We start from the raw sequence: 12,630 nt of genomic DNA, 5'->3' as shown, positions 1-12,630 counted from the left end.
GTGGATCAGAAAGACTTACAGCCCAGCCTGCGCTGGTCAATCCGGGCAATTTTAAATTTAATGTTCTATGTGTGTTTCCTGAATGAGGTTGAAGAATATCCTGTATGTTATCTACTCCATTACCGATTGTAGAAATAGATCCCCCGGTCGCGCCGGTCGCCGTTGTTATCTGGCTGCATGGTCTGGGTGCTGACGGGCATGACTTTGAACCTATTGTGCCGGAGCTCCGCCTGCCCGGTGAATTGCCTATCCGTTTTGTATTTCCTCACGCGCCCGAAATGCCGGTCACAGCTTTCGGTGGGCAGCGGGCCCGGGCCTGGTTCGACTTCGACCCGGGTGGTGGCTTTGATATGGCTGGCCTGGGAAGGTCAACTCGCCAGGTCCATGACCTAATTCAGGACGAGATTGATAGCGGGACGCCTGCTGAGCGTATCCTCCTGGCTGGCTTCTCCCAGGGTGGTGTGCTGGCACTGCACACTGCGCTGTATTACCCGAAGCGCCTGGCGGGGATTCTTGCTCTATCCACCTTTCTTGCCGATGAAGAAAGCCTGGGCACGAAGAAGGCGGAGGTGAATGCGCAAATCCCTATTTTAATGTGTCACGGCAAGCAGGACATGGTGTTGCCAGTAGCACTGGGAGAGTCTGCTTTCGCGACCCTGAAGAATGCCGGTTACGAGGTTGTATGGCGAGAGTACCCCATGGGGCACGAGGTGTGCCTGGAGCAAATCCAGGAGATCAGTCGTTGGTTGCAACGGGTGCTCGGATTACAGTCTTGACCCAGAATAAACACATACAGTGCGGGGAGACTCTCGAAGCGTAAGCGTAAGCGTAAGCAAAGAGCTGTGGCCGTATCGCCTGTTTCAGATACGGTAATCGGAGATCTGGACTTCCGCGCCGTAGTCAGCGAAATCGCCGTCTGAGCGCTTTCCGCGGAAATCACCCCACCCAATCGGTTTGTAATGACGGGGGTTCTTCGCATCGACCACTGACGGCACCGGGGCCACGAGGCAGTCTGCAGCGGGATTCAGGAAGAAGGGGATACTGTAGCGTTCGCGATGATCCATCGCCAGCACCCGATGGATTGGCGCCTGGTAGGCGTCGTTTGACCATACTTGCATCATGTCGCCGGTGTTGACCGTCATCGCGCCCTTGACCGTCGGCACGTCGTACCAGAGTCCATCACGGTAAACCTGTAGTCCAGTGACGTGATCTTGCAGCAATAGCGTCAGGCCGCCGGCGTCCGTATGGTGGTGAATACCCAGGTCTGCGGTCCCGGAATGATCGGTGGAGATCCCCGCCAGGGGGTCCTTGGTCGGATAGTAATTCAGGCGCACGAACCCCGTGTGGGTGCCCTCAAAATGTGGATGCAGGAACCTGGCCGGCAGATTCAGGCCCAGGCAAAAAGCTTCCAGCAGTTTCAGGCCCAGAGTGGTGCACGCCTCCAGGTGAGCCAGCATCGTGGCTTTGAACTGCGGATGCTGCCGCGGCCAGCGATTGGCTTGATGATAGATTGGGTCGAAGTCTTGCAGCGTGAAGTCGAACACTTCTTTTTTGTCGCGTTGGTTCTTGGTGAGCTCATGATTGTAGAACCCCCAGGGGTTCTGCCTGCTTCTCATCAGCGCAAGTTTCTCCTTTGTCGGCAATGCAAACAGGGCGTGGGTTTGTTTCCACACTTCCTCAATGTGGGTAGTGGCGATGCCGTGGTTGATGACCTGGAAGAACCCCCAGGTTTTACAGGCCTGGGCAATTTTATCGATTGCGGTCAGAGCTGCATTGCTGGACGAGTCATGAAGAAGCTCGGCCAGGTCGATGACAGGTACCTGTTTTATCACCGGGTTATGTTTTGCGACCGGTTGCCGGTCGATATCATTAAGCTCGGGCGTCATCTTGGAATTCGCTTTCCCTGGCTGTAGTACAAGCAGAATCGGATTCGTGACCGCAATGGTAAGTCGGGGGTGGTTTCTCGACAAGCGCGCCCGATGCCGCCCCTCGCATTATTGGCTCAGACGCAGTCCTTGCGCAAAGCACACGAGGGCTTAGTAGAAGAATGAACAATGTGCTTACTGCTGCCGGTGTGGAGGCTGAGCTTGCAAACTATCTGATATTATTGCCGAACTGGCCGCAAGTTGACGCTGGTTGCTGCTTCCAGGTTCCCATTGCGGGCGTCAAATGTCACGGAGTTGGCGGCAGGGGTCATGTCAGTGTCTGGTGAATTGAGTGCATAGTTGCGTGGGTTGGGCTCACGCCCGCCCCATTTCCTGTAACTCACTGAGATCCCTGGAATGATTGGAGAGCCGATGCATTTTCACCGGTTATTTAAACGCATGAAGCGCGTAGTCCCCCCGGCGCTTGGTATTCTGGCGCTTGTAAGCCTTTCCGGGCTCGCCGCTCCTGCTTCGGGCAATGGCTACCGCCATGTCGCGTCCGACTCCATCTTTGGCAGTGCGGCACGGCGTTTCGGGCATCTGGAGTATGTCGGCTTCTATGCTTCCGCACAGCAGCACTGGAACTTTACCGAGGAGCTGTCGCCGTTCACTAATTTAACCTGGGTGAGCGTATACCATACCGAGGACATTGTCCGGCGCATCCGCCAGGCGAAGGAGGCAGGTGTCAAAGCCGTTCCAGTGTCCAGCCACACGTTTTCGACCAGAACTTCCGCAAGAGACGCGACTTCATGGCGTCCCTGGTGATGCTGCAACAGCGTTTACTCTACGAGGGCCTGGCGGACAGCGTGGCGATGATCTATCCAGTGGATGAACCGCTTCATCATGCGGCGGCAAGCGACGCCACCTCGCGTGGACAGATGCATCAGGACCTTGCTGAGATCAACGAGGCAATCGCGGCCTTGTTTCCCGGCACTCCCATTGGTGTCATTTTTCATTACAGTGAGGTTTTTCGCGACAGTTTCCGTATTCCCCAGGGCTACGACTGGATCGGCTTCGACTGCTATTACAGCCTCTGGGATTGTGATGGCAAGCCGGCGACCGCCTACTACGCCAGGCTGTTGCAGCAAATAACGGCTGAGCAGCGCCTGATGGCTGTGCCGGAGTCCTGGGTCAAGCACCGGGACTTTAACCGCAGGAGCCTGGAGAGCCGCTCAGCTTACGAAAGAAGGATAAAGCGCATGGTCGTAAACCTGCGAAAGCGGCTGCTGCATCATTACGAGATTGCGCTGAGTGACCCCCGGTTTGTAGCGTTCATCCCTTTCCTGTGGTCCATGGAGCCCGCGCCGGAAAAGCCTGCCAATAGTGGCTTTGGGGTTGACCAGTTTGTTGAAAATTTCCAGGAAGGGGGCGAGGATTATCTCCGGTCTCTGGTGCAGATAGGGGAGCAGATCAAGAGCGGTCAACACGTCTACCCCGGTTTGAGACTCAAGCAGACCGAGCGGAGTTTTTTCAGACCGCGTAATCAATATGAAGGAAAAATACTTGCTGTGGCGCAAGACGGCATGGTCAGTGCCTGGGGTAGAAATACCGCTCTACCGCACAAAAGTTTACGAATGCAGACTGTTGTCACCGTAGACGGGCAGGAAGTCTACGCGTCTAAACGAAAGCGCAGCTTTATATTGGATGATGAGCTGGGCCCCTCGTGGCCCTGGCCTTCTTCATTGGGTGTGCATGGTTACAGGCACAGGATTCCTGCGCCAGTCTGGCAGCGTTTACGGGACGCTGACGCTAAGATTACCGTACGCGTATTTGGCGACCGTGCCTCGAATAGTGATTATCTTGAGTTGGTACAAACAGCCGACTATTAGGTCCATGCTGTCAGGTCACCCTCAGCGCTTCTCCCTATCCAGAGGAGTGCGATCAGCAGATGGAGCAGAGCGGTCGTTTGATGCACAATACCAACTTGCGCAGGCACGCGCGCAGTTCTACCAGTATCCGCGTTGGTAACCGGAATCGGCCCTGTGGTCAGGAAGCATCTATGGCTAAATCTTTATGCAAATGGAAGAAGAAAGAGATTGAGAAGGGCGTTGATGAATTGGCCGATATTGTTCACAGGCCTCGTTTTGTTTGCAAAGACTGTGCCCGAGCAGCGCACGACAAAGGGCATTTGTGCAAAGCGATGAAGCTTCCCCAAACCCGGCTTTCCCCCGGCTGAGAGTCCCGCGGAACATACCGGCTCCGGCTTATAATCCTGCCTGTCACCTTCTACCAGGCTGAATTCACTAACCGCAGAAATTCGCTGGTTTGCATTGATGCGTTCCACTAGCCAAACATGCGAACATGCCTTTTTGCGCGCATGGATGTATTGGGTGGAACTTATCGTTTTTGATCTTGATGGCACACTCCTGAATAAGGAGTCGGCAATCTCGGACTACACGAGCGAAACACTTCGGCTGCTTGCTGAACACCAGATCGCCTATACAGTTGCTACTGGCCGCACCTTGCATAGTGCGCGGTCCGTGCTGGGTGAGCATGACTTTTTGCTGCCCCAGGCGTACAAGAATGGCGTAATGACCTGGCATCCAGAGGAGATGCGCTTTACTAAAGGCGCCATGTTGACCATGAGCGAGCTTGATCATGTTTTCAGGGCATTTAGGTATGCCGATGTAACCCCGCTGGTCTTTACTCTGGACGAGAAGCAGAGGAGCACTGTTTACCACGCGCCGTTGAAGTCAGGAATCGAGCAGGAACTGGTCAGTCACGCCGGGCTCGGGGACAACTTAAGGACGCGAGCCCTTGACGAACTACCGGGGGACGCGGTGATTACCCACGTCAATGCCATAGGGCCTTGTGAAGCGATAGAGACAGTATTGCGAAGCGTCAATGAAGAGCCGCAACTGGTGGCATACTCTGGCACCCTCCGGGATGACCGGCAGTGGCGATGGCTGGACCTCCACCATAGCGAGGCAAGCAAGGGAGGCGCCATTGCCGATTTAAGGGATATACTGGGCATTGAGCGCGTCATCTGCTTCGGAGATAGCGACAACGACCTCAGTATGTTTGCAGTGGCCGATGAGAGCTACGCCCCCGCAAACGCCAACGATGCAATAAAGGCAGCGGCCACGGCTGTTATCGGGCACCACGATGAAGAGGGTATCGCTCGTTTTCTACGAGAGCGTTTTAAACTGAACTAGGCCCATCCATAGATTCAACGACTACGGGTCACGGGCTTGCTGTTTGCTAATGGCAGTGAAATTAAAATTGTGAACAAGTTCACTCGCGTTGGATGTCTTATCCCTTTAGACTAGGGGGTAATATCCTTCATTTCCCGGGGGCTTTTTTGGGGAGGTGAAGCAAACTATCCAAGCGACGGGACAAGAAAGGGGACAAATGAAACGCCTAATATTAATGCCTTTGGTGGCAATGTTTTTCAGCGCCTGTGTGAACGCAGCGGTAACTATCAATATTCAGGAATCGGGCGGCGACGTTGTTGCGACGTCCAGCGGGTCTCTGGATATTTCCACACTAGGAGTACCTGGTTCTGCCCCTGCACTCAGCAGCATAATTGCCGGATCTTCATGGAACCCTAGTTTCCAAAGTATCGTCTTGGTTTCTGGCGGAGGCGCTAGAGATACCTACACCATCGACAGTGGAGCGACCACATTCAGTACAGGCAGCTTATTTGTCGGCGGTACTAACTCGGGAAGCGCTGTGGGCATAGATTCACTCAGCAGTGGTACCAACACTCTGATCGTGGCTTCTGGCTATACTTCGGGCACGCCGATCTCGGGTAGCTCTACCTTCGCCGGACAGACCATTCTCTCCATGGGGCTTATCCCGGGCAGCTATACATTCACCTGGGCCACAGACTCGGTAACGATTAATATCATCGCCTCTACTTACACGATTGGTGGCAATGTAACGGGTCTTACTGGCAGCGTGACGCTACAAAACAGCGGTGGTGATGACCTGGTTGTTGGTGCGGATGGTGCCTTTACTTTTGCCACGGCCGTTAACGATGGCGGTGCCTACGCGGTCACCGTGTCAGCCCAGCCGGCCGGCCAAACCTGCACGGTTACGAATGGTAGCGGCACCGTTGCCGGAGCAGACGTTACGAACGTGGCGGTGGCCTGTGTGGATAATGCTCCTCTCACGTATAGCGTTGGCGGTAATGCAACTGGCCTGACTGGCAGTGTTACCTTGCAGAACAACGGTGCTGATGACCTGGTTGTCGGAGCCGATGGCGCCTTCAGTTTTGCCACCCCGGTGAACGATGGCGGCGCCTACGCGGTCACCGTGTCAGTCCAGCCGGCTGGTCAGACATGTACTGTTACAAATGGTAGCGGCACAATTGCCGGCGCGGATGTTGCAGATGTGGCGGTGGATTGTGTAGACGATCCAGTAGTGGGCCCCGGCCCTGGGGGGGCGGCAGCAATTCCAACCTTGCCACTGCCTGGTCTTCTGCTCATGATTCTTGGGATCCTTGCCGCCGCTGGTGTTCAGCGTAGAGCGACTGCCAACTAGTATTTCTGGCAGGAAGTTAGAAAGGCCCGCTGCCATGAGGCAGCGGGCCTTTTTTTGCATTCAGTTTTGTGATCACGCATGCTGGTGTTAAGCATTGCTGTTGTTTGAAAACGGTCGTTATCGGCTGCTGTATTACGGTAGGGTGACGCGAGAGAAAATCTCCCTGTAATCAGGCTTTTTCAGTTGCTATTGCGGTGGCCTCCCTAACGCCTGAGCCAGTATTTACCAACCACCTTCCCCAACCGCAGCTTATTGCCGCCACTACTGCGATGCCCCTGTGATTACAACCCAGGCGTATTTTGTGGCATATTGGACGGTCAACCTCTAAGGAGGCGCAACATGCGACTGATCGCCGTTTTATTAGTGCTTGTCCTGCCGGCCTGCAAACTCATTGTCGAGGTTCCGGAGACTGGGCGGGTCACATCCGCCAGCGGTGCGCATTACTGCTTTGCAGGCAAGACCTGTACCATAGAAGTTGACAACGCAAGCTTTGAAGATACGTTTACCGCGATTCCGCTCAGCAGCGAGTATCGTTTTGTCCGCTGGAAAAAGCGCAAGAACGGTCTTTGTGGCGGTAAAACGAAGGCCTGCAAGCTTGCTACCGTGGGTTTTGACTCCAATCCAGATTTGATGGCAATACTGGCGTCAGATGAGAGGTATTTTCTAGAGCCGGTGTTCGAGCCCATTGGCGGTGCTGGCGCTAATATAGCGGAGCTTGAAGTTATTGAGACCGGGAAGCCCCTAGTTATTGACTCACTTAACCGGACTATCGGTACCCTGCAGTCTGGGACAGGTTCGGGATACCGGTTCGATGTGCACTTTGTGGGGCATCGGCAGGCTTACACGCTCAAACTGGTGCGTTGGCTCGCACCTGAACTCAGTAGTGGCTACTATTGGGTAGCCGGGTCAATGGTTCTGTACTTTGAGCTCGAGAACTGCAGTAAAAAAGGCAAAGTGTATGCTCATGCGGCAGAGGCTGCAGGACATGTGGCTGCCGCTTCATCAGGGGTATACTACATTCCCCACCCAGGCAGCGCGGAGATTGGGGCCACGCCCGGTCTTGCCAGGAGCAGCTATATAGCCGGCGAGAATGAGTGCAGGGCCCTGATGTTCAGCAGCAGCGACGACTATCCTGTCGTGGAAATGATGCGCACCAATCTCAAACTAAAACTACCGGTACAGATTGACGGAGTTTTGCTTATGTAGAATGGCACTGTGAACCGACTGTGATAATGCAAACAGATTTCCGCTCTATTCTGTCTTTGTGCTTTGTCTGCTCCGCTTTTCAGTTTCTTGGTTTACTCGCACCTGGTGATAGACAATTGAAAGAGGTTTTTCGGGCGCTAGATGTTACATCACTGTTCAACAAAAAAGTGTGTAAGTTGTCTGGTAGTTGCCAGCGTATGCATGCTGTCCATCTATTGGTTCAAGACCCAGGCGGGAATCAACCTATTCCACGACACTTCCTTCAGCAAATACCTCCCTTTCAGGCTATTCAAGCTTGAATACTCAATTCGCCAGAACACAGATAGCGACGGCCTTAAAGAAGATTTTGAATCATCGCTTCCCATCCCAAATAGATGGATATCAGTGCATACACCTATACCCCAGAACATTATCAGAAATTATGGGAGAAGCTGCCCAGGCGACTCACGCTGTCTTATTGTTAAGAACAAGGGCGATGAATGGTGGCACATCACGCATCGGTACCGATTCGACGTAAGGGAAAACGAACGCTTTTCTCTGGGTGGCCTGCTTTGGCGTTCCAGTGCCGACGGATTCGCGCAGATTCAGATTACTGCCTATGACAAACAGGGACATATCATTGCGCGGGATAAGTGGTATATCGAAACCAACCTCGATGAGAAGTTTCAACGTGTAGAGGAGGAATTCTCAATTTCACCTGGTGTTTCCACAATTCGGCTGCGAATTGCGGGGCAAGGGCAAGGTGAATTCAGGTTCGACAATATCAGACTACGGCGTCTGAGTTGCGCCAGTGCATCGAAAAGCTGTACCGCCCTCTTGAAGCCGCAAAGTAAAGTTCCAGGAAACGATAATGCCGAAATTGAGCGTACTCATTGATGCACTCACCCTTCAGGACCCGGATTCTCGAAGAGCTGGCGTTCCATTCCATGCATATTTATAGGCTGTAAAGTTCCAATCGGATCATGCGCAGTTGCATGTAGAATATCTAATGAGGGCGTTGTCAATTTGACTAGTCAGCGTTTATAAAAAATCGGAGACTTTATTACGTCTGTACGGCCTAAATCGATGCTTTTCCGGGTCTCTTGAAAGTTTCTGAATGAAGAGTCTCTCCTGTAGTTAGGACTGTGTGACTTTGTTTGGCGGCAGCTGAATTCGCTAAACTTCCGTGACATTGAGGGTTTGTTCACAATCTTTTGAATCCATGTTGTGCTGTACTCGTCCGTACCTTAGACTCGCCCGATCTAAAGATAGAGTCAGAGACTCGCATATGGCTGTCATGAGGGTTGGCGAATAGGGTGCCTGGCTTTCACAAGCTTGCGTTAGTGATTCACCCACCACTTGTCTTTTTTAAGCCACTGATTCACACGAAGTTATGAAGTATAGAAGAGAAATTGATGGTCTTCGTTCAATAGCAGTTTTACCTGTTATCTTTTTCCATGCAGGAGTTTCTGTTTTCAGTGGTGGCTATGTGGGTGTTGATATCTTCTTTGTCATAAGTGGATATCTAATCACCACCATCATTATCGCGGAGAAGGGTGCTGGAACCTTCACCATAGCAAATTTTTATGAGCGAAGAGCCAGGCGAATTTTGCCAGCGCTCTTTTTTGTGATTCTCGCTTGCCTTCCATTTGCGTGGCAATGGATGACCCCGATACAGCTTAAAGAGTTTTCTAATAGCGTTGTTGCTGTTTCCTTGTTTTCTTCGAATATTTTGTTCTGGCGCGAAAGTGGATACTTTGCCCCTGCCGCTGAGTTAAAGCCACTCCTGCATACCTGGAGTCTCGCTGTCGAGGAGCAGTATTACTTGTTCTTCCCATTGTACATTCTGGCTACCTGGCGCTTTGGGAAGAATTTCGTTTTCATATCACTTCTCATCGTTGGCGGGGCAAGCCTGTTGCTTTCTCAATATGGTGCTGAAAACGCTCCTAGTGCAAACTTTTATCTTTTGCCAACAAGGCTATGGGAACTACTAGTTGGTTCATTAATCGCGATATACCTGCTAGGCAAAAACTCCGAAGGATCAGAAATGTCATTGAAGGCAAATCTTTCTGGCCAATTGTTGAGCGCTCTGGGTCTAGTACTAATTTTATATTCAGTATTCGCTTTCGATAGTGAAACGCCTTTCCCGAGTTTCTATGCCCTGATCCCAATCGTTGGGACCGGCCTGATCATCCTATATGCCTCCGGATCAACGCTTGTGGGAAAGCTTTTGAGCAATAGGGTTCCTGTTGGTATAGGCCTGATCAGCTACAGCGCATATCTATGGCATCAACCCTTATTCGCTTTTGCGCGCCTTAGAAGCCTCCACGAGCCTGGTCATTGGCTAATGGCATCTTTGGGGTTCCTGTCCCTCATTCTTGCCTATCTTTCCTGGAAGTATGTGGAGAAGCCATATAGAGATAAGAGACGGTATAACCGGAAGCAGATATTCCGCTTGGCCGCTTTTGCATCGTTAGCATCGATTTGTATTGGATTAGCGGGCTATATGAGCAAAGGCTTTCCTTCGAGAGCCTTTGCCAATGGTTCGACTTATGCGGACGCAGAGTTTGACTACAGGATCCGAGTGAATCGCGGGCTGAGTGAAGCTTGTGACGGCGATTCTCTGCTTCCAGCGGATTGTCGAACTAGCGATGAGCCTGAAATTCTCGTATGGGGTGATTCCTACGCAATGCATCTGGTAGATGGAATTCTGGCGTCGAATAGTGCCGCTAAGATTATTCAAATGACCAAGCCGGTGTGTGGGCCTATGCTTGGATTAGCACCAGTCAGCAAAGAATATCCAGAGAGCTGGGCTGAGGGATGCATTAGCTTCAACAAAAGTGTTGCCGATTGGATAAGTGAGAACAGTAGTCTGCGATTCGCGGTACTCAGCTCCCCATTTGAACACTATTTGATGGACAGTTGGAGAATTAGGGATGCCGACGGCGTGAAACCGCCCGACGCGTCCATTGTCTACCAACACTTGACAGCAACGTTAGATTTCTTGATCTCTCAAGGAATAGAGCCTGTCGTGTTTGCGCCACCGCCGACTAACGGTGAAGATATAGGTACTTGTTTGGTGAAGGCCTCCGTTTTGGGGTATGACCTCAACAACTGCAAGATACGCGTGAGTGATTACCCTGAAGAGTATAAGCTTGCGCTAAGGTTTCTTGAGCAAATCGACCAAAAGTATCACGTGATCTGGTTCGATGAATTCTCATGCGAAGAAGGTGCCTGCCTCGCCTCGCTAGACGATGCGTTTCTCTATAGAGATAAGGGACACTTCTCCTATGAGGGGTCGGCTATCATAGGGGAGAAAATGGATTTCTATCGGCTCATAGTAACTGAGGTTCCTGTGAGATCGACGCATAGATAAGGAAATGGTCTGTACTGCGGCCTACAGCCTCACTTGATTCTGTAATTCGACCGATTCACGGAAACTTCAGCTCCCGTAGCCACTAGCTTCAGAGATGAGTTATTGGCTCTCCTTTCACCCAATCTGCCATTGGAGTCTCGGGGGCGTTCCTCCGCTTACAAGAGTGAGAAAATCCTTGTGACTTTCTGGGAAGCCCGATCTATATAGAACATGGCAGGCAATGCGCGTAGCGCGTAGGCAGAAAGTTTGGGGAATAAGTCTGTCTGAGGATATATGATCTAAAAATGGACTTCATATGAAGTGGACTGCCGTTCCAGCTCTAAAAGTAGTAGACCATTAACAGGTTTACTGAGGGGCGGGGCGCTTATAAGTGAAGGGGGCTAAAGTACTCGAGACGGCTAAGCCGCGCATACAGGCGCTGGCGGTGTGTTTCGAGCTTTTTCTTTAGCAGTCCATATTAACCCCGGTCATTGCGATCTTCTATACTTCCTGCAATGACTCAATGCGGCTGAGCCGAACCGTATTACGATTAGTTAAAAAATGTGATTCAGTGAATGAATTGTGTCAGATTACGCAGCTATACTCATGCTTTAGCGTAAATTCACTCACCGAACCAAGAGACATATTCTTATGATGACACGGAAAAATTTTCTGAAAGCCGGTGCGGTCCTCGGCGCAGCAGCGGTGGCTGGCAAGTTGACTCTGGATAAACTAACTCCAGCCAGAGAGTTTTCCCCCAATCACCAGGTTACTTCTGACGGAATAACGACCCGGGCCATCCCCAGCAGCGGAGAGCAACTTCCCGTGGTAGGTATGGGAAGCTGGCGTAGTTTCGATGTCGGGGAGTCGACAGAAGAAAGAGCGCCTCTGCAAGAAGTGCTGCAGCTCTTTTTCGAGTCTGGTGGCCGTGTTCTGGACAGTTCACCGCAGTACGCGAGATCTGAAAAGGTGATAGGTGACCTGTCGCGTGAACTTGGAATTACAGACGAGCTGTTCATGGCGACCAAGGTGTGGACGGAGGGTGAGCAGGATGGCGTGGACCAGATGAACGCGTCGTTTGCAAAGCTGGGCGTAGAGACTATGGACCTGATGCAGGTTCACAATTTGATCGATTGGCAGATACACCTGAAAACGCTGAGAGAGTGGAAGGAACAGGGAAGAGTCAGGTACATAGGGGTCACCCACTGGGAAGACGACGCCCTGGACGACCTTGAAAAGATTATGCAGAACGAACCGCTGGACTTTGTCCAGATTCATTATTCGATTAAGGAAGCGGAAGCTGAGAAACGTATTCTACCGCTGGCATACGACCGTGGCATTGCGGTACTTTCGAATAGACCCTATGCCTCCGGGAAGCTATTCAAGGCGGTGAAAGGGAGGTCCCTGCCCGACTTCGCTACAGAAATGGAATGCGAATCGTGGGGTCAATTGTTCCTCAAGTTTGTCATTTCCCATCCGGCGGTTGTCAGCGCGTTGCCTGCTACCAGTAAGCCTCATCACCTGTTGGACAATATGGGGGCGGCCAAGGGTTACCTGCCGACAACCGCAGACAGGGAGAAAATACGCAGTTTCGTTGAAAATATTCTGTAGAAATGCGCGTACGTTTTGTAAACCTGAAGGAGCAACTCCAGGTTTCTGCCAGCACACGTGGCTTGTATC

Annotated in this window: 11 protein-coding genes; 10 read left to right on the top strand and 1 reads right to left on the bottom strand. The window is 52.0% G+C overall.

Annotated features, from left to right (window positions below; genetic code table 11):
• Window positions 1-104: 104 nt before the first annotated feature.
• The gene (locus C0039_RS00350; protein WP_101516939.1) at window positions 105-776 is read left to right on the top strand and encodes an alpha/beta hydrolase; all 672 of its coding nucleotides are present in this window, start codon (window positions 105-107) and stop codon (window positions 774-776) included.
• A gap of 84 nt (window positions 777-860) precedes the next feature.
• On the opposite strand, the gene C0039_RS00345 is transcribed toward C0039_RS00350, so the two are convergent.
• Window positions 861-1,886 (bottom strand): isopenicillin N synthase family dioxygenase, encoded by a 1,026-nt coding sequence (locus C0039_RS00345; RefSeq protein ID WP_101516938.1) that lies wholly within the window; start codon window positions 1,884-1,886, stop codon window positions 861-863.
• A gap of 438 nt (window positions 1,887-2,324) precedes the next feature.
• Here C0039_RS00345 and C0039_RS00340 point away from each other — a divergent pair, with 438 nt between their 5' ends.
• The 9 genes from C0039_RS00340 to C0039_RS00305 all read left to right on the top strand — a co-directional run bounded on the left by C0039_RS00340 (window position 2,325) and on the right by C0039_RS00305 (window position 12,561).
• On the top strand, window positions 2,325-2,690 hold the full coding sequence (locus tag C0039_RS00340; RefSeq protein WP_133125912.1) for a hypothetical protein: 366 nt from the start codon (window positions 2,325-2,327) through the stop codon (window positions 2,688-2,690).
• Window positions 2,675-3,754, top strand: coding sequence for a hypothetical protein (locus C0039_RS00335; RefSeq protein ID WP_101516936.1), 1,080 nt, complete (start codon window positions 2,675-2,677; stop codon window positions 3,752-3,754). Before C0039_RS00340 ends, C0039_RS00335 begins: the two co-directional genes overlap by 16 nt.
• Window positions 3,755-3,924: 170 nt before the next feature.
• Complete coding sequence (locus C0039_RS20990; protein WP_165786995.1) at window positions 3,925-4,101, top strand: hypothetical protein; 177 nt, start codon at window positions 3,925-3,927, stop codon at window positions 4,099-4,101.
• Between the two features lie 154 nt (window positions 4,102-4,255).
• Complete coding sequence (locus tag C0039_RS00330; protein ID WP_101516935.1) at window positions 4,256-5,080, top strand: HAD family hydrolase; 825 nt, start codon at window positions 4,256-4,258, stop codon at window positions 5,078-5,080.
• 517 nt (window positions 5,081-5,597) lie between these two features.
• On the top strand, window positions 5,598-6,410 hold the full coding sequence (locus C0039_RS00325; RefSeq protein ID WP_133125911.1) for a hypothetical protein: 813 nt from the start codon (window positions 5,598-5,600) through the stop codon (window positions 6,408-6,410).
• A gap of 339 nt (window positions 6,411-6,749) precedes the next feature.
• Entirely contained in the window at window positions 6,750-7,616 is an 867-nt protein-coding gene (locus tag C0039_RS00320) for a hypothetical protein (protein WP_101516933.1), read from the top strand.
• A gap of 201 nt (window positions 7,617-7,817) precedes the next feature.
• Window positions 7,818-8,492: a hypothetical protein gene (locus C0039_RS00315; protein WP_101516932.1), complete on the top strand. Its 675-nt coding sequence runs from the start codon at window positions 7,818-7,820 to the stop codon at window positions 8,490-8,492.
• Between the two features lie 496 nt (window positions 8,493-8,988).
• On the top strand, window positions 8,989-10,971 hold the full coding sequence (locus C0039_RS00310; RefSeq protein ID WP_101516931.1) for an acyltransferase family protein: 1,983 nt from the start codon (window positions 8,989-8,991) through the stop codon (window positions 10,969-10,971).
• Between the two features lie 630 nt (window positions 10,972-11,601).
• Entirely contained in the window at window positions 11,602-12,561 is a 960-nt protein-coding gene (locus C0039_RS00305) for an aldo/keto reductase (protein WP_101516930.1), read from the top strand.
• Window positions 12,562-12,630 lie beyond the last annotated feature (69 nt).

The organism is Pseudohalioglobus lutimaris, assembly GCF_002866825.1.
GTDB lineage: Bacteria > Pseudomonadota > Gammaproteobacteria > Pseudomonadales > Halieaceae > Halioglobus > Halioglobus lutimaris.
Note: the sequence above shows the minus strand (reverse complement) of the source record. Positions and strands in the feature narration are given on the sequence as shown.

Excerpts from the sequence above, each read along its gene's own strand:
- C0039_RS00350 (WP_101516939.1), top strand. The coding sequence starts at position 105 with ATGTTATCTACTCCATTACCGATTGTAGAAATAGATCCCCCGGTCGCG.
- C0039_RS00305 (WP_101516930.1), top strand. The coding sequence starts at position 11,602 with ATGATGACACGGAAAAATTTTCTGAAAGCCGGTGCGGTCCTCGGCGCA.
- C0039_RS20990 (WP_165786995.1), top strand. The coding sequence starts at position 3,925 with ATGGCTAAATCTTTATGCAAATGGAAGAAGAAAGAGATTGAGAAGGGC.
- C0039_RS00340 (WP_133125912.1), top strand. The coding sequence starts at position 2,325 with ATGAAGCGCGTAGTCCCCCCGGCGCTTGGTATTCTGGCGCTTGTAAGC.
- C0039_RS00335 (WP_101516936.1), top strand. The coding sequence starts at position 2,675 with ATGGCGTCCCTGGTGATGCTGCAACAGCGTTTACTCTACGAGGGCCTG.
- C0039_RS00310 (WP_101516931.1), top strand. The coding sequence starts at position 8,989 with ATGAAGTATAGAAGAGAAATTGATGGTCTTCGTTCAATAGCAGTTTTA.
- C0039_RS00345 (WP_101516938.1), bottom strand. The coding sequence starts at position 1,886 with ATGACGCCCGAGCTTAATGATATCGACCGGCAACCGGTCGCAAAACAT.
- C0039_RS00315 (WP_101516932.1), top strand. The coding sequence starts at position 7,818 with ATGCTGTCCATCTATTGGTTCAAGACCCAGGCGGGAATCAACCTATTC.
- C0039_RS00320 (WP_101516933.1), top strand. The coding sequence starts at position 6,750 with ATGCGACTGATCGCCGTTTTATTAGTGCTTGTCCTGCCGGCCTGCAAA.